Below are 16,133 nucleotides of genomic sequence, written 5' to 3' on the forward strand. Positions count from 1 at the left end.
GCCATTCCGGGGATGAAGATCGAAATTCAAGGTATGGCGGTCTTGAATGACGACTGCTCCACGGAACGGCCATGCCTCAAGAAGTAGCCCATTGCGGGACAGCCACCGTCCGGCTGGCAGACCATGCTAGACCGGGGTGCCGGTAGCAAACACCGGAAACGCTTGAACCCAAGACAGCGACGTCAAGGATCTTGGGGTTGGCACACACCACTGAATGGGTCGGGGCAGTCTTCGGGGATGTGTTCCTCGGGAAAGTGTTCTCGAATGCGATCCTATTGATCGTCGCGCAGACGCACCATACGGACGCATGACAGGATCTTTTCTTATGGAGACCACCATTTTGAACGAGGTTCTAGTGTGCCTGCCAGGCATCTTGCGCGATCAACACCAGCAGCGAGAGGCACAGGACCGCCAGCGCGGCAAGACCGGAGACCAGGACTGAGCAGGCCGCATACTGCCTGAACCGTTCCCGACGCATATGGGGGAATCGCATGAGACAGTACGTCGTGACCGACGCCCCCATCCCGACAATCGCGATCAGCACCCGTGCCACGTCCATCGTATCTCCGTAGGTAGAACACTGGTGCCACCCTACGCGCGAACAGGAGAGCCGTCAAGAAACACGGCGAAAACCGACCGTTGTGTCTTACCCAGACGATGTGATGAGATCGACCCATGCCCGCTGTTCCCACCATTCGCACCGAACGACTGCGTCTCCGGCCATTTCAGACGGCGGATGCTGAAGCGGTGCATCACCTGGCTGGAGCCAAAGAGGTGGCCGCCGGCACCTTCCTCCCGCACCCGATGGACAGGCAGGCGGCTCACGACTGGATCGCGGAACGTCAGAAGGACGCGGCGGCAGGAACGAGCGTGACCTTTGCCGTCACCCTCGCAGAGAGCGGGGACGTCATCGGCTCAATCGGCCTGGAGATCCTCGCCGAACATGAACAGGGACGGTTGAGTTATTGGCTGGGCCAGGCCTATTGGAATCGTGGCTTCGGCACTGAGGTCGTCACGGCGCTTCTGGAGTACGGCTTCAACAGCCTGACGCTGCATCGCCTGTACGCGCCGCACTTCCATACCAACCCGGCTTCGGGGCGAGTGTTACAAAAGGTGGGCATGACGCACGAGGGCCGCCTGCGCGAACACTATCTTCGCTTCGGGCAACGGATCGACGTGGAGCTCTACGGCATGTTGCGACAGGAATTTATCGCCCGCCGATCGGCGACCGTCGGCGCGACGACGCCACACACCTTTCCTCCTCCGATCCTCCCAGGACCGTTTCATGACCTACCAGCCGCCCGTTCGCGATCACGCTTTCATCCTGCGCGACGTGCTCAATATCGACCAGCATGGCGACCTGCCCGGCTTCTCCGACGCGCCGTTCGACGTCGTCGAGCAGATCCTGGACGCCGCCGCCCAGTTCACGGGCGACGTCCTGGCGCCGCTGAACACGGTCGGCGACAAGAACGGCTGCAAGCTGGACCCGGCGACGAACACCGTCACCACCCCGCCCGGCTTCAAGGACGCCTACAAGCAGCTGTGCGAAGGCGGCTGGACCGGCCTCGGCTCGGATCCCGCCTATGGCGGCCAAGGCCTGCCCTACGTCGTGAACCTGGCGTTCAGCGAGATGTCGAGCTCGGCCAACATGGCCTTCTCGATGTATCCGGGCCTGGCCCACGGCGCCTATTCGGCCATCCACTTCGGCGGCACCGACGAGCAGAAGCAGACCTATCTGCCGAAGATGGTGACCGGCGAATGGACCGGCACCATGAACCTGACCGAGCCGCACTGCGGCACGGACCTGGGCTTGCTGCGCACCAAGGCGGTTCCGCAGGCCGATGGCAGCTACCGCATCACCGGCCAGAAGATCTGGATCTCGGCCGGCGAGCACGACATGTCGGACAACATCGTCCACCTGGTGCTGGCCCGCATCGAGGGCGCCCCGGCCGGCGTGAAGGGCATCAGCCTGTTCATCGTGCCGAAATTCTTCCCGAAGGCCGACGGCTCGGTCGGCGAGCGCAACCAGGGCGTCAAGTGCGTCGGCCTGGAAGAGAAGATGGGCATCCACGGCAACGCCACTTGCGTGATGCAGTATGACGACGCCGTCGGCTATCTGATCGGCGAAGAAAACGCCGGCCTGAAGATCATGTTCGTGATGATGAACGAGGCGCGCCTCGGCGTCGGCATGCAGGGCGTGGCGCAAGGCGAGGCCGCCTACCAGGCCGCCGTCGCCTTCGCCAAGGACCGCCTGCAAGGCCGGTCGCTGACGGGTCCGAAGAACGCCGACGGCCCGGCCGATCCGATCATCGTCCACCCGGACGTCCGCCGCATGCTGCTGGAGAGCAAGGCCCTGATCGAAGGCGGCCGCGCCTTCCTGTTCTGGACCGCCCTACACGGCGACCTGTCGCACGTCCACCCCGACGAGAAGGTCCGCGAGAAGTCGGCCGACTACATGAGCCTGATGACGCCGGTGCTGAAGGGCTACCTGACCGACAAGGGCTTCCAGGTCTGCTCGAACGCGGTGCAGGTGCACGGCGGCAGCGGCTTCACCGAGCACTTCCCGGTCAGCCAGTTCATGCGCGACTGCCGCATCGCCCTGATCTACGAGGGCACCAACGGCGTGCAGGCCCTGGACCTGGTCGGCCGCAAGCTGGCGGCCAAGGGCGGCCGCGCGGTCATGACCTTCTTCCAGGAGATCGACCAGTTCATCGGCGAGAACGACGCCGACGAGTCGATCAAGCCGTTCATCGAGGCCCTGGCCGCCGCGAAGGGCCAGCTGCAGGACGGCACGATGTGGCTGATGCAGAACGGCCTGCAGAACCCCGACAACGCCGGCGCGGCCTCGACCGACTACATGCACCTCTTCGGCCTGACGGGCCTGGCGTACATGTGGGCGCTGATGGCCAAGGCCGCCCAGGCCAAGATCGCCGCCGGCTCGTCGGACCCGTTCTTCACGACCAAGCTGACGACCGGCCGATATTTCATCGAACGCATCTTGCCTGACGCTGCGTCGCATCTGGCCAAGCTGAAGACCGGTTCGGCGACCCTGATGGCGCTGCCTGCGGAGGCTTTCTGATCATGAGCGTGCTCAACGTTGAAAAGCCGGCCTTCATGGCCGAGGAAGACATCGCGATCTTCGAGGACGCGGTCGGCAAATTCTTCGACGAGCACGCCCCTGAAGAGACCGTCGCCAAGTGGCGCAAGAACCATTGCGTCGACCGCGACATGTGGACCAAGGCGGGAGAGGCCGGACTGCTCGGCCTCTCCACGCCCGAGCAATACGGCGGCGCCGGCGGCGACTACCGGCACGAGGTCGTGCTAATGGAGCAGCTGGGCAAGAAGGGCGTCGACGGTTTCGGCGCCAGCCTGCACAACGCCATCGTCATGCCGTACATCTTCCACTACGGCACCGAGGAGCAGAAGCAACGCTGGCTGCCGCGCATGGCGACCGGCGAGCTGGTCAGCGCCATCGCCATGACCGAACCGGGCGCCGGCTCGGACCTGCAAGGCATCAAGACCACCGCCAAGAAGGTCGGCAACCAGTACGTCATCAACGGCTCCAAGACCTTCATCACCAACGGCCAGACCGCCAACCTGATCTGCGTGGTGGCCAAGACCGACCCGGCCGGGGGCGCGCGCGGCACCTCGCTGATCTTCGTCGAGACCGACGGCGCCGAGGGCTTCGAGCGCGGCCGCAACCTCGACAAGCTGGGCCAGGAGGCCCAGGACACGTCGGAGCTGTTCTTCAACGACGTGAAGGTGCCGACCGAGAACCTGCTGGGGACCGACGAGGGCCAGGGCTTCTTCCAGCTGATGAGCCAGCTGCCGCAGGAGCGCCTGAACATCGCCGTCCAGGGCATGGCGACCATCGAGCGGGCGCTGGAGCTGACCATCGCCTACGTCAAGGACCGCAAGGCTTTCGGCAAGGCGATCATCGACTTCCAGAACACCCAGTTCGTCCTGGCCGAGTGCAAGACCGAGGCGACCGTCGCCAAGGTCTTCGTCAACCACTGCATCGGCCAGCACCTCGAAGGCAAGCTCGACGCGGCCACCGCCTCGATGGCCAAGTACTGGGTCTCGGACCTGGAGAACAAGATCGTCGACCGCTGCCTGCAGCTGTTCGGCGGCTACGGCTTCATGAACGAGTACCCGATCGCGCGCATGTACAAGGACAGCCGCATCCAGCGCATCTACGGCGGCACCAACGAGATCATGAAACTGCTGATCGCGAGGACCCTATGACGGCCTTGTCTCTGATCGCCCTGCCTCTGATCGCGCTGCTGGCCGGCCCGGCCGCCGCGGCGCCGGCTAACGACGCCCGCTCGGCCGTGGTCTGCGTGCGCGCCGTGCAAAACCCTCGCTCGCTCACCTTTTCCGGCGCGCTGGTTGGCAAGACGCCGCAGCCCGGCGCCTTCAAGCTGCCGCTGACGCCGGCCGGCCAGGACATCTGCCAGACGCTGCTGCGCTCCAAGATCGCCGAGTGGAAGCTGGAGGTGACCACCTCGGGCTTCACCGCGTGCGAACTGCCGCCGCCCGAGTTCGGCTCGCGCCTCTACTACCGCGCCAAGGTCTCGGCCCGAGGCCTCAAGTGCGAGCCGATCGGCAAGTACCCGATCGGCAACTGGAAACAATGACGACGCCTGGCCGCACAGGACCGGCGCGCCGCTAAACGACACGAACAACGCTTCGCAGGAAGGAGCCATTCCATGGCTGACGCTTACATTTTCGACGCCGTGCGCACGCCGCGCGGCAAGGGCAAGAAGGACGGGTCTCTGCACGAGATCACCTCGCTGTCCCTGGCCACCCAGGTGCTGGAAGCCCTGCGCGACCGCAACAACCTGGACACCAGCAAGGTCGACGACGTCGTCCTGGGCTGCGTCGCCCCGGTCGGCGAGCAAGGCAGCGACATCGCCCGCACCGCCGTGCTGACCGCCGACTACGCCGAGAGCGTCGCCGGCGTGCAGATCAACCGCTTCTGCGCCTCGGGCCTGGAAGCCGTGAACATGGCCGCGGCCAAGGTCGCCTCGGGCGAAGCCCAGCTGGCGATCGGCGGCGGCGTCGAGAGCATGAGCCGCGTGCCGATGGGCAGCGACGGCGGCGCCTGGCCGACCGACCCGTCCTCGGCCTTCAAGACCTACTTCGCCCCGCAGGGCGTTTCGGCTGACCTGATCGCCTCGCTCTACGGTTTCTCGCGCGACGACGTCGACGCCTACGCCGTCGAGAGCCAGAAGCGCGCCGCCGCCGCCTGGGCCGACGGCCGCTTCAAGAAGTCGGTCGTGCCGGTGAAGGACCAGCTGGGCCTGACCATCCTGGACCATGACGAGACCGTGCGCGGCAATACGACCATGCAGACCCTGGCCGCGCTGAACCCGTCATTCACGGGCATGGGCGAGATGGCCTTCGACGCCGTCGTCACCCAGCGCTACCCGCAGGTCGAGAAGGTCAACCACGTCCACCACGCCGGCAACAGCTCGGGCATCGTCGACGGCGCGGCCGGCGTGCTGATCGGCACCAAGGAAATGGGCGAGGCCCTGGGCCTGAAGGCCCGCGCGCGCATCAAGGGCGCGGCCTCGATCGGCAGCGAGCCGTCGATCATGCTGACCGGCCCCTCGCTGGTCACCGAAAAGCTGCTCAAGAAGCTGAAGATGGAGGTCTCCGACATCGACCTCTACGAGCTGAACGAGGCCTTCGCCGCCGTCGTCCTGCGCATGATGCAGGCGCTCGACATCCCGCACGACAAGATGAACGTGAACGGCGGCGCCATCGCCATGGGCCACCCGCTGGGCGCCACCGGCGCGATGATCCTGGGCACCATGGTCGACGAGCTGGAACGCTCGGACAAGGAAACCGCCCTGATCACCCTGTGCGTCGGCGCCGGCATGGGCACCGCCACGGTCATCGAACGCGTCTAACCCTCTCGATCAGGAACTAGTCACATGGAAAACTTCAAGATCGAGGTCGATTCCGACGGCGTGGCCCTCGTCACCTTCGACGTGCCCGGCCGTTCGATGAACACCCTGACCGCTTCGGTCATCAAGGAAATCGGCGAGATCGTCGAGCGCATCAAGATCGACGACGCCATCAAGGGCGCGGTCATCACCTCGGGCAAGGCCAGCGGCTTCTGCGCCGGCGCCGACCTCGGCGAACTGGGCGGCTCGGGCGGCCTGGGCGGCGGCTCGGCCGGCGGTGAAGCGGGCCTGAAGGCGGCGTTCGACGCCGGCTTCGCCCTCAACAAGGCGTTCCGCGCGCTGGAAACCTGCGGCAAGCCGGTCGCCGCGGCGATCAATGGCCTGGCCATGGGCGGCGGCCTCGAGATCTGCCTGGCCTGCCACTACCGCGTGGTCGGCGACAATCCGAAGACCCAGCTGGCCCTGCCGGAAGCCAAGGTCGGCCTGCTGCCGGGCGCCGGCGGCACCCAGCGCCTGCCGCGCCTGATGGGCGTGATGGCGGCCGCGCCGTACCTGCTGGAAGGCAAGTCGATGAAGCCGCAGGAGGCCCTGGCCCTGAAGGTCGTCCACGAAGTGGTCGCCCCGGGTTCGGAAGTCGAAGCGGCCAAGACCTGGGTCAAAACCAAGGGCGACCCCGTCGCGCCGTGGGACAAGAAGGACTTCAAGCTGCCCGGCGGCGGTCCCTACACCCCGACCGGCAGCCAGGTCTTTGTCATGGGCAACGCCATGCTGCGCAAGCAGACCTATGGCAACTACCCCGCCCAGCTGAACATCCTGAAGGCGGTCTATGAAGGCACGCAGGTGCCGTTCGACGCGGCCATCCGCATCGAGACCCGCTACTTCCTGAAGACGATGATGTCGCCCCAGGCCAAGGGCATGATCCGCACCCTGTTCCTGTCCCTGCAGGAGCTGGGCAAGGGCTCGGGCCGTCCGGCCAACGTCCCGCCGTCGGAAGCCAAGAAGGTCGCCGTGCTGGGCGCCGGCATGATGGGCGCGGGCATCGCCTACGTCCAAGCCATGGCCGGCATCGAGACGGTGCTGATCGACCAGTCGCAAGAAGCCGCCGACAAGGGCAAGTCGTACGCAGAGGGCCTGCTGAAGAAGGCCGTGTCGCGCGGGAAGATGACCCAGGAGAAGGCCGACAAGGTCCTCGCCCTGATCACCCCGACCACCGACTATGATCACGTCAAGGGCAGCGACCTCGTCATCGAGGCGGTGTTCGAGAACCGCGAGATCAAGGCCGACGTGACCAAGAAGGCCGAGGCCCAACTGGCCGAGACCGCGATCTTCGGCTCCAACACCTCGACCCTGCCGATCACCGGCCTGTCGAAGGCCAGCGTGCGTCCGAAGAACTTCATCGGCATCCACTTCTTCTCGCCGGTCGACAAGATGGGTCTGGTCGAGATCATCATGGGCGAAGAGACCAGCCAGGAAGCCCTGGCCAAGTCGATCGACTACGTCCTGAAGATCAAGAAGACCCCGATCGTCGTGAACGACAGCCGCGGCTTCTACACCAGCCGCTGCTTCGGCACCTTCGTGCAGGAAGGCCTCGAGATGCTGGCCGACGGCATCGCCCCGGCCATCATCGACAATGTCGGCCGCGCCACGGGCATGCCGCGCGGTCCGCTGGAAATGAACGACGACGTCGCTCTGGACCTTGGCTACAAGGTCACCCAGCAGACCAAGAAGGACCTCGGCGACAAGTTCGAGGACCGTCCGTTCGCCCCGATCATCGAAAAGATGGTGGTCGAGCTGCAGCGCTTCGGCCGCAAGAACGGCAAGGGCTTCTACGACTATCCGGAAAACGGCCCCAAGACCCTGTGGAAGGGCCTGTCGGAGCTGGCGCCGGTGAAGATCGCCGAGGCCGACCAGGCGCTGATCCAGGAGATCCGCACCCGGCTGCTGTACCGCCAGGCCGTCGAGGCCGCCCGCTGCTTCGAGGAAGGCGTCATCACCGACCCGCGCGAAGCCGATGTCGGCGCGATCCTGGGCTGGGGCTTCGCGCCCTGGACCGGCGGCCCGATCAGCCTGATCGACGCGGTCGGCGCCAAGGCCTTCGTCGAGACCTGCGACCAGCTGGCCCAGAAGTACGGCAAGCGGTTCGCCCCGCCGGCCCTGCTGCGCGAAATGGCCGAGAAGGGCGAGACCTTCTATGGCCGCTTCGGCGCCAAGGCGAAGGCCGCGGCGTAAGCCTAGGCCTTCAAGCTTGAAACACGGAAAGGCCCGGCGGCGACGTCGGGCCTTTTTGTTGTCCCGTATGGTCACGCTTGCGCCGCATGGCCGGCCTACCGAGACGGCGCGCCGCAGCGCCCGGAGAGACCATGAGCACGGCGATCGCCATCGGAACCTGGCGAGCGCCCTCGCGGCGAGCGTTGCGGCGCACCTTGGCGGCCTGGGCCGCGGTGCTGGCCGCCCATGCCCTGGCGCTGCTGGCCCTGGTCGCCGGCGCGCGTTGGATGCCGGACCTCGTCGAACCGCCGACCATCCAGGCCGAATTGGTCGCGCCGCCGCCCCCCGCTGCGGCGACCGCCAGAGCGCGGGTCGAACCTTCCGCTCACCCCGCCGCGCGACGCGAGGCGCCGCCCCCGGTCGCCGCGCCGACGGCGCCCGCCGCCAAACCGGCCGGCGCCCCCGCGATCGTCGCCCCGCCGGGCTTCACCGCTCGCAAGCTGGTCGAGGAGAGCGACGGGACCCGCAAGAGCCTGCGCGACAGTCTCGGCTGCCGGCACGAGAAGGTCGCGGCCCTGACCCGCGACGAGAAGGCCGCCTGCGCCGAGGCCGACGGCAAGCGCGCCCTGACGGCGCCGATGTACGCCGCGATCGATCCGGACAAGAAGGCCGCCTTCGACGGCGACTGCAAGACGGACGACGACTGGTGCCTCTACCGCACCGGCAAGGGGCCCTATCCCGGCATCTTCGCGCTGGGAAAGAAGAAGAAGCGCAAGGGCTGGGACGATTGACGCCCAGACGCGAAAAGGGCCCCGCCTCGCGGCGGAGCCCTCTCCTTTAGTCCGTGCGGACGCTTACCAGGTCTTGGTCAGCGACAGCATCACCCGGCGCTCGGCCTGCAGGCCGCTGGGGCCCTTGGCTTGCGACTGGCGGCTGGTGGTCAGGTTCTGACCGTTCAGGGCGATATCCGTGCCCTTGGCCAGGGTGTAGGCGACGCGGCCGCCGATGGCGGTGTAGCCCTTCACGCGCTCCAGATCGTTGCCGTTGTACGAGTTGAACTTGCTGACGAAGTGGGCGTAGCCGTCGACGGCCCACTTGTCGTTCGCCCAGCCGGCGGCCAGGTTGCTGCGGTACTTCGGCGAGGTGGCCTCGAAGTTCACCTTACGCAGCACGATCGTCGAGACGGTCGTGAACGGGGTGTCCTTCACGTCGGTGTAGGTCGTGTCGGTGCTCCAGCGGAAGCCGCCGTCCAGCTTGCCCGAGGCGGACAGCTCGACGCCCTTCATCTTCGAGTCCGAGACGTTCTTGTAGGTGAAGGTCGCCCAGGTCGTGGCCGTTGGCGCGATGTCCAGCAGCGAGGCGTTGAACTGGCCCTTCACGTCCTTGGTCTTCTGAGCGAAGACCTTGACGCCAACCTTGGCCTTCAGGGCCGGCAGGGCGTGGTCATAGGCCAGCTCGTAGTTGGTGACGATCGCCGGATCCAGCTGCGGATTGCCGGTGATCAGGCCGCCGGTCGGAGCCGGGGTGGCCGGCGGGATCAGCAGGCCGCCCAGCTCCAGCAGGGTCGGCGCCTGGACGCCGCGGGCGAAGGTGGCGCGCACGGTGTCGCGGTCGGTGACCTTGTAGACCGCGCCGACATTGACGCTGGTCTCGGTGATGTCACGATCCCACAGGGCGTTGTTGGCCTGCGGGGCGCCGGCCGGGAACGTGCCCGTGCGCTTCAGGCTCAGCTTGTCGAGGCGAACGGCGGTGGTCACCGACAGCTTCGGATTGACGACCCAGTTCCACATGGCCGACGGCGCGAGCACCGTGTAGCTGACCTTGGCGCCGGCGTACGAGGCCGTGTCCAGCTGGTTGTCGCGATATTCGAGACCGACCCGGATCGTGTGGGCCGCGCCGATCTTGAACAGGTCTTCCAGGCTGTAGACGGTGATGTCGTTCAGGTAGCGACGACCGGGCGTCAGGGCGTCCAGGCCGTTGTGATAGGCCTGGGCTTGCAGCAGGCCGAACTTGGTCTCGGCGTTCAGGGTCGCCTTGATCGAGTCGGTCTTCACCCGGTGAGCGGCGTAGGCGAAGGTCGAGATCACCTGGGTCGACGAGCCGTTCGACATCGAGCCCTCAACACGCAGCGTGGCCTTGTCGGTCAGCTGGGCGACGGCGTCGATGTTGGCGCGGGCGGTCGAAGGGTTGTGGATCTGCGAGGCCAGGACGACGCCCGTGCCCGAGGTGTTATTCTTCCACTCGTCTTCATGCTCGACGCCGCCCGACAGGCGGACCGACAGGCGCTCGCCCAGACGCAGCGTCTTCACGATCGAGACGCTGGTGCTGGAGTTCGTGCCGGCCTTCAGCTCGATGACGTTCGTATTGTCGAACTTCGGGTTGAAGGTGATGATGTTGACCACGCCCGACACGGCGTTGAAGCCGAAGATCGCGCTGTTGGGGCCGCGGACCACTTCGATCTGGCGGATTTCGCTCAGCTGGATCGGCAGCGAGGCCCAGTCGGTGTAGCCGAAGTGGTCCAGATAGACCTGACGACCGTTGATCAGGACCAGCAGGCGCGGCGAGCGGGCCTGGTTATAGCCGCGGATGCCGACGTCCGACTGGCCAGCGGCGAAGTTCAGCACGTCCACGCCGGCGACGCGGCTCAGGATCGTGGGCAGGTCATTGGCGCCCGACCGCTTGATGTCGGCGGCGCTGATGATGGTCATGTCGACCGGCACCTCGGTGGAGCGCTGCGGCGAGCCGGTGGCAGAGGTGGTGACCGGTTCGTTGAACAGTTGCTCCATCGCGCCGTAGTCGATGGATTGCGCGTTGGCCGCGCCGGCGAAGGCCATCAGGCACAGGCCGACCGAAGCGCCGGCGAAGAGAGTCGTCTTCATGGTGGGTCTCTTTCGTTCGCTAGGGTCAGACTTCACGGATCATCATGCGGAAGGCGGCCTTGAAGACCGCGCCGACCGCCGCGGCCGCCGAGCGGCTCACGACGATTTCCACTTTCGGATCGCCCGACACGCTCATGACGCAGGCGCCGCTGGTGGCGCACGACACGTCCGAGCCGATGGTGATGATCTTCTTACCCTTGGCGGCGCCGACCACGGCCGCGCCGTTGGCGCCCGTGGTGACATAGAGCGCGCCGACGCCGCCGAGGGCCCCCGCGTCGCCAGCTTCGACCGGCTTGCCCGTGAGCGTCACCGAGCCGGCGCTGAGGCCGCCGCCGATGGCGGCCATGACGGCGTTCTTTTCGGCCACGGAGGCGGGCTTCGACGGATCGAAGACAACGCCCATCACGACCTTGCCCGTGGGACCATTCTCAAGGAACGTCAGGGCGCGGCCCGCGATTACGATATCCTTGGCCGCATCCGCGTGCGCCGCCAGGGGCGTCATGGACGCCGCGATGATCAGCGCGATCGCGCCACTCTTGGTCTTGTTCAACATTCAGCCTATCCCCCGCTCGTTATGCCGAGCTGATGCGCATGGAGGTCGGGCTTTACTTCTGAATAGAAGGTAAATCGCCGTCGAAAATGACAGATTGTCGCAGGCCAATTCCAAACAAAACGAATATATTCGCGCGGCTCTACTTTCGACTATCGCAAATCAATGGCGTCAAATTTCATCGTCCAGAGCATCGATCAACTGAAATTGTAACGAGAAATACGCCTCAAATACAGAAAGAATTGTTTCCAACAACGCCGTTCCGCCAGGATTTACAGCGGTATGGCCGGTACAGCAAATCGGTATGGCCGCGCCAAATCAGTTGGGCGCGCAACCCAAATCCCGGAACGGGACAGATTGTCGCGCCCTGTGTTTCAAACCTGAAATGAGTGGCAAGTTTCCGCTGCGGACGAGTCGCGTCCGCCCCTCAACCTAGGGCTCTCGACGCGGCGTCGACAGGCCAAGATCCATGCCGAGGGTCGGGCCGATGCCGTCAGGATGGTCCCCGAACGGATGGTGTTCGGCCCGCTGGCGCGCCAGCGCGTCCAGTCGACGCCGCAGATCGTCATCCAGCGAAAGTCGGGGCGCATCCTCGGCGTCGTCATCCTCGGCGGCTGGAATCGAGGCGGCGATGACCTGGCGCAGCCGCGCCCCGAACCGCGCGTCGTCAGGCGTCCCGGCCGCTGGCGGCGCGCCGAGAAAGGCGAGCACTTGCTCGAGGGCGGTTTCGTCGTCGACGGGATCAAACATGGCGGCCTCCGTGGTCACGCAGCAACGAACACGCGAACGCGCGGGTTCCGGCCTGACCCGTTACGGCGCGAGTTCGAAGCGCGCCAGGCCGCCAGCTGCGTCGCTAGGAGGACACGATGTCGCCGCGAAGACGAACCCGTCGCGCCAGCGTCAATTTCACGAAGAAAGGAGAAAGTGGTGCCGCCTAGGTGACTCGAACACCTGACCTACGCATTACGAATTAGCGGCCCTGATTTCTATGGAGCACTGCCGAGTTCTACAAAATCCATACGGAACAAAGAGATAGCGATTAGTTAGTGATCGCACCTACGATCGAAAACGCGTCTCTTCTATGCCGTTTGCATCCACCTTGTTTCCACGGCGGGGACGCGGATAGGTGCCTCCATCAACATTGAAGGAGGCGCTATGCCCAAACGAACTGCCATCCGAATTACGAAAACCGTCATTGCTAATGCGAAGCCGGGCCAGTCCCTGTGGGACACGACGCCGCCAGGATTCGGCGTGCGCGTTCTGGCCTCGGGGACCTGTAGCTTCATCTTCCAGTACCGCCCCACCGGCGGGAAGCAGACGAAGATCACGATCGGCCAGTATCCCGCCATGTCGATCGATGACGCGCGGCGTGCTGCTCTCGATCACTACGCCCGGGTCAAGGAAGGCGGGAATCCATCTCTGGAGCGCCAAGCCGGCAGAAAAGCCGAGCTCGTCGCCGATTTGGCCGATGAGTACTGCGGCCCTTATGCCCAGGCTCGACAACTGAAGCCTCGCACCGTCAACGACGCTCGCAAACTGTTTGATCGCTTCATGATCCCAGCAATCGGAAATCGCCGGATCGTGGACGTCTCTTCTCCAGAAATCGACGCCATTCACGGCAAAGCTTGCAAAGTCGCCGGCAGATATCAAGCCAACCGGCTCCGCGCCGCTATGAGCAGAATCTTCAACTTGGCTATCCGCGCCAACCTTCGCACTTCCAATCCATGCAAAGGCGTCGAACGCTTTCCAGAAGATCAACGAGAGAACCACCTCTCCCCCGCAGAGGTGAAAGCGCTCTTGAAGGCATGCGACGAGTACGGCGATCAGAATGCTGCTAACGCGATCCGCTTGCTTCTGCTCTGCGGTGGTAGGCTGCAGGAAACACTCAAAGCCGAATGGTTCCATATGGATCTTGAGAGGGGGGTGTGGAGACGTCCATCCCACCACACCAAGACCAAGCGGATCACCACAGGCCATTTGGCGACTGAGGTTGTGGAAATGTTACGAGAGATGAAGGCGACCTCTTCCAGTCGCTTCCTGTTCCCGGGACGGAGTGGAGATGCGCCACGCAGAGATCTGAAGCGCCCCTGGGCGGTGATTCAAAAGGCGGCGGGGCTTTCCGGCTACTGCCTGCATGACCTCAGGCGTACTCACGCCAGCTTCATTCTCTCGTCCGGCTATGATCTAGCCACCGTCGGTCGACAGCTCGGTCACACCCAAGCCAAGACTACCGCGCGATATGCTTTTCTCAGCGATGATCGCCGCCGCGACGGCGTGCAGAGCGCGGTTACCGCTATGACGACGGGCCAGCGTTAATTCGAACGCCCTTTTCGGAACGAGGCGCCTCGCCAGCAGCTCATTCTGCTGGGAGGGCCTCGAATGTTCGAAACAGAACCTCGCCTTCGCCAATGCAGCCCGCATGGCCGAAACAACGCATACTGTGGAATCTGCCAGACCTGACACCAACGTTGGTCTGGTTCCCTGGCGGGTAGTAGCCAGATACCCTTGCTGCGGTCCTCACCGCGATCGCTTCAGCGACCTGGGCGCACTCACCATACGTAATGACGAGTTCGAGTTCGCTTAAGGCGACGGGGTTCTCCGCACTGCGCCACCCCGCCAGGCTATGATGCCTTACAGCAAATGGAGCGCGGGGATCGCCGTCCCACAAGAGCGCCCTTATTCCTTCCCGGCACCGACCTCTGAGGTAGCCTTGACTGGCGCTCCCGAACCTCAGCACGCCTCCACGAAGCGTTCGGAAGAGCGGTAGATGGGCGGGAGCAGAGCGCCAGACGAAAGCGTATAGGGCCTCTCTGTTGGCGATGCCGCGCGGCAGTAGGGGTGTCTCCCCCCTCATTGGAATGTCGCTGAGCCTGATCGCAATCGAGCCTGAATAGGTCGCTCTATCGGCGGATGGGATCCCAGTGACGACTTCGAAGTCAGATCTCTTTGCCCTTGACGCGGCCATTTATATCCATTTATGGATTTGTATCCGATTGTGGAATTTGATGATGAGCCAGACGGCGAACCGACTGCTAGCCTTAACGAAGATGCTCACAGCCAAGGAGATCGCAATGAGCACAGATGAACTTCTATGCTTTCTGGCCGTGGCCGTCAGGCCGGGGCTATCGGTGGGGGAACTCGTAACCGAGACCGGCTTACCGCAGAGCACCGTCAGCCGGCACCTCAAGCGTCTTTCATCGGGGACGCGGAAATCGAAAGGCGAATTGGGGCCGATCTCGTGGGAACTAGAGCTTGGACAGGAAGCGCTACTGGAGCAGCGCGTTCACCCCGACAATCCTAAGCAAAAAGCCTTACACTTGGCGGCAGAGGGGCAGGCTCTGATGGCGCGCTTTGAGGCCGTAATTAACCCGAACCACGCCGCCTCCTAGGGCGCCGGTATCGGGTGGCGCCTAGATGCGAAAAGCGCCCCATACCGGGGCGCTTCTCTTCGCTTCAGTTAAAGAAGCTCATGGTCTCATCAATACGGTAGCGGACAATACGTCCCACCTTATGGAAGGGAGGCCCCTTACCCTGCCAGCGCCACTGCTCCAGGGTCCGGTGTGAAATTGAAAAGATCCTGGCGAGCTCTTTGGTAGTTACGAATTCCGACTTGTACGTCGACGGGATTGAGTTCATCCGCCCTCCTTGGTTGCATGACCATCGCCCTGGGTGCTAAGCGGCGACGATCGGATAAATGAATTATCCGATCGGATTTGGCAAGGGTCTTTTATGACTTCTCCAGACGTCGAGCTCCTAACCGATGAGCAGCTCCTAGTAGCCACCGGGATTCCCTCGGTCCCGAGCCTGAAGAAGATGGTGGCGACCAAATTCATCCTGCCAATGTACGTCGCCATTCCAGGCGGTGGTCGCGAGCGACGCTGGGCGCCAGAGCAGGTCTTGCTGGCCCAGATCGCAGTGCGCATAGCGGAAGCCATGGGAGGTTCACTTCAGGGAGCAGCTGAACTCGCTTCCGGGATCGACCCGGCGTGGTGCGCCAGGGCGGTCGCCGGAGACATCTGCGAGGGAAGCAGGTTAGCCATAGGAGACAGATCTGAGCTTTGGCTAGAAGTCTCCAGGGGCCGGTTCGTCAAGCCACCCGCCAGATTAGGCGATATGGGCCTGGACGATGTATCGGAGAGATATTCGAGCACCATAGTCGTGAACCTCGCGCGACACTCGAAGTCCTAGAAAACTCCTTCATGCTCAGAGGGGCATTCCCTCATCAAGAGGGCCGAATTTCTCTTACTTCTTATACTGCGACATGAAGCAGCTTGCTTCCAGAAAGAACCCCCATAACTACCGAAAAACTTCCAATTTTCTTCCTATCTTTTTCGTAGTTTCTTCGCATTTAGAACGCCAGTCGCATCCAATTAGCTGGTCCTAACCCAACTCCCCAGCCTTACCGAAGCAGGATGGCTGGCCGAGTTTGACGGCGAACCATGCCCTATAAGGGCGCTAGGGTGTTTCAGCCTTTGCATAGCCTGGCGCCGGCGCCTCGTCTTTTTTCGCTACCCAATTTCGCAACAGCGCCAGCAACACGCGAAACCGCGTAGTAGATCATAGTAGCCGGACGGCCTCGCGCTC

At 64.0% G+C, this 16,133-nt stretch carries 14 protein-coding genes and 1 pseudogene; 10 read left to right on the forward strand and 5 right to left on the reverse strand.

What is annotated here, in order from left to right; translation table 11 throughout:
- Positions 1 to 352: 352 nt before the first annotated feature.
- A complete protein-coding gene (locus Q0379_RS00665; RefSeq protein WP_299003056.1) occupies positions 353 to 559 on the reverse strand; it encodes a hypothetical protein in 207 nt (68 codons plus the stop codon).
- Between the two features lie 116 nt (positions 560 to 675).
- On the opposite strand from Q0379_RS00665, the pseudogene Q0379_RS24085 reads away from it, so the two are divergent.
- The 7 genes and pseudogenes from Q0379_RS24085 to Q0379_RS00695 all read left to right on the forward strand — a co-directional run.
- Positions 676 to 1,164 (forward strand): annotated as a pseudogene (locus Q0379_RS24085) (GNAT family N-acetyltransferase); the annotation flags it as partial.
- A gap of 121 nt (positions 1,165 to 1,285) precedes the next feature.
- Positions 1,286 to 3,079: an acyl-CoA dehydrogenase C-terminal domain-containing protein gene (locus Q0379_RS00670; protein WP_299003059.1), complete on the forward strand. Its 1,794-nt coding sequence runs from the start codon at positions 1,286 to 1,288 to the stop codon at positions 3,077 to 3,079.
- Between the two features lie 2 nt (positions 3,080 to 3,081).
- A complete protein-coding gene (locus Q0379_RS00675) occupies positions 3,082 to 4,245 on the forward strand; it encodes an acyl-CoA dehydrogenase family protein (protein ID WP_299003062.1) in 1,164 nt (387 codons plus the stop codon).
- An 11-nt stretch (positions 4,246 to 4,256) separates the two neighbouring features.
- Positions 4,257 to 4,637: a hypothetical protein gene (locus tag Q0379_RS00680; protein WP_299003212.1), complete on the forward strand. Its 381-nt coding sequence runs from the start codon at positions 4,257 to 4,259 to the stop codon at positions 4,635 to 4,637.
- A gap of 72 nt (positions 4,638 to 4,709) precedes the next feature.
- Positions 4,710 to 5,915, forward strand: coding sequence for an acetyl-CoA C-acetyltransferase (locus Q0379_RS00685; RefSeq protein WP_299003068.1), 1,206 nt, complete (start codon positions 4,710 to 4,712; stop codon positions 5,913 to 5,915).
- Positions 5,916 to 5,939: 24 nt separating this feature from the next.
- Positions 5,940 to 8,141: a 3-hydroxyacyl-CoA dehydrogenase NAD-binding domain-containing protein gene (locus Q0379_RS00690; protein ID WP_299003073.1), complete on the forward strand. Its 2,202-nt coding sequence runs from the start codon at positions 5,940 to 5,942 to the stop codon at positions 8,139 to 8,141.
- Between the two features lie 131 nt (positions 8,142 to 8,272).
- Entirely contained in the window at positions 8,273 to 8,911 is a 639-nt protein-coding gene (locus Q0379_RS00695) for a hypothetical protein (protein WP_299003078.1), read from the forward strand.
- A 63-nt stretch (positions 8,912 to 8,974) separates the two neighbouring features.
- On the opposite strand, the gene Q0379_RS00700 is transcribed toward Q0379_RS00695, so the two are convergent.
- The 3 genes from Q0379_RS00700 to Q0379_RS00710 all read right to left on the reverse strand — a co-directional run bounded on the left by Q0379_RS00700 (position 8,975) and on the right by Q0379_RS00710 (position 12,299).
- Positions 8,975 to 10,999: a TonB-dependent receptor gene (locus Q0379_RS00700; protein WP_299003081.1), complete on the reverse strand. Its 2,025-nt coding sequence runs from the start codon at positions 10,997 to 10,999 to the stop codon at positions 8,975 to 8,977.
- A 25-nt stretch (positions 11,000 to 11,024) separates the two neighbouring features.
- Positions 11,025 to 11,552 carry a hypothetical protein gene (locus Q0379_RS00705; RefSeq protein ID WP_066687593.1) on the reverse strand — a complete coding sequence of 176 codons (528 nt, stop codon included), beginning with the start codon at positions 11,550 to 11,552 and terminating at the stop codon, positions 11,025 to 11,027.
- Between the two features lie 429 nt (positions 11,553 to 11,981).
- Positions 11,982 to 12,299 (reverse strand): hypothetical protein, encoded by a 318-nt coding sequence (locus Q0379_RS00710; protein WP_299003088.1) that lies wholly within the window; start codon positions 12,297 to 12,299, stop codon positions 11,982 to 11,984.
- A gap of 405 nt (positions 12,300 to 12,704) precedes the next feature.
- On the opposite strand from Q0379_RS00710, the gene Q0379_RS00715 reads away from it, so the two are divergent.
- Both Q0379_RS00715 and Q0379_RS00720 read left to right on the forward strand, forming a co-directional pair.
- A complete protein-coding gene (locus Q0379_RS00715; protein WP_299003091.1) occupies positions 12,705 to 13,865 on the forward strand; it encodes a site-specific integrase in 1,161 nt (386 codons plus the stop codon).
- A 605-nt stretch (positions 13,866 to 14,470) separates the two neighbouring features.
- On the forward strand, positions 14,471 to 14,938 hold the full coding sequence (locus tag Q0379_RS00720; RefSeq protein ID WP_299003094.1) for an ArsR family transcriptional regulator: 468 nt from the start codon (positions 14,471 to 14,473) through the stop codon (positions 14,936 to 14,938).
- A 64-nt stretch (positions 14,939 to 15,002) separates the two neighbouring features.
- Here Q0379_RS00720 and Q0379_RS24090 read toward each other — a convergent pair whose 3' ends face one another.
- Complete coding sequence (locus tag Q0379_RS24090; protein WP_366519282.1) at positions 15,003 to 15,185, reverse strand: helix-turn-helix domain-containing protein; 183 nt, start codon at positions 15,183 to 15,185, stop codon at positions 15,003 to 15,005.
- A 93-nt stretch (positions 15,186 to 15,278) separates the two neighbouring features.
- On the opposite strand from Q0379_RS24090, the gene Q0379_RS00725 reads away from it, so the two are divergent.
- Positions 15,279 to 15,737, forward strand: coding sequence for a hypothetical protein (locus Q0379_RS00725; RefSeq protein WP_299003097.1), 459 nt, complete (start codon positions 15,279 to 15,281; stop codon positions 15,735 to 15,737).
- The last annotated feature ends 396 nt before the right edge of the window (positions 15,738 to 16,133 follow it).

This window comes from uncultured Caulobacter sp. (genome assembly GCF_937900395.1).
Taxonomy (GTDB): domain Bacteria; phylum Pseudomonadota; class Alphaproteobacteria; order Caulobacterales; family Caulobacteraceae; genus Caulobacter.

What these genes read in the sequence shown, in the direction of transcription:
- Q0379_RS00685 (WP_299003068.1), top strand. Translation starts at nt 4,710, where the DNA reads ATGGCTGACGCTTACATTTTCGACGCCGTGCGCACGCCGCGCGGCAAG.
- Q0379_RS00700 (WP_299003081.1), bottom strand. Translation starts at nt 10,999, where the DNA reads ATGAAGACGACTCTCTTCGCCGGCGCTTCGGTCGGCCTGTGCCTGATG.
- Q0379_RS00715 (WP_299003091.1), top strand. Translation starts at nt 12,705, where the DNA reads ATGCCCAAACGAACTGCCATCCGAATTACGAAAACCGTCATTGCTAAT.
- Q0379_RS00725 (WP_299003097.1), top strand. Translation starts at nt 15,279, where the DNA reads ATGACTTCTCCAGACGTCGAGCTCCTAACCGATGAGCAGCTCCTAGTA.
- Q0379_RS24090 (WP_366519282.1), bottom strand. Translation starts at nt 15,185, where the DNA reads ATGAACTCAATCCCGTCGACGTACAAGTCGGAATTCGTAACTACCAAA.
- Q0379_RS00665 (WP_299003056.1), bottom strand. Translation starts at nt 559, where the DNA reads ATGGACGTGGCACGGGTGCTGATCGCGATTGTCGGGATGGGGGCGTCG.
- Q0379_RS00695 (WP_299003078.1), top strand. Translation starts at nt 8,273, where the DNA reads ATGAGCACGGCGATCGCCATCGGAACCTGGCGAGCGCCCTCGCGGCGA.
- Q0379_RS00670 (WP_299003059.1), top strand. Translation starts at nt 1,286, where the DNA reads ATGACCTACCAGCCGCCCGTTCGCGATCACGCTTTCATCCTGCGCGAC.
- Q0379_RS00690 (WP_299003073.1), top strand. Translation starts at nt 5,940, where the DNA reads ATGGAAAACTTCAAGATCGAGGTCGATTCCGACGGCGTGGCCCTCGTC.
- Q0379_RS00705 (WP_066687593.1), bottom strand. Translation starts at nt 11,552, where the DNA reads ATGTTGAACAAGACCAAGAGTGGCGCGATCGCGCTGATCATCGCGGCG.
- Q0379_RS00675 (WP_299003062.1), top strand. Translation starts at nt 3,082, where the DNA reads ATGAGCGTGCTCAACGTTGAAAAGCCGGCCTTCATGGCCGAGGAAGAC.
- Q0379_RS00710 (WP_299003088.1), bottom strand. Translation starts at nt 12,299, where the DNA reads ATGTTTGATCCCGTCGACGACGAAACCGCCCTCGAGCAAGTGCTCGCC.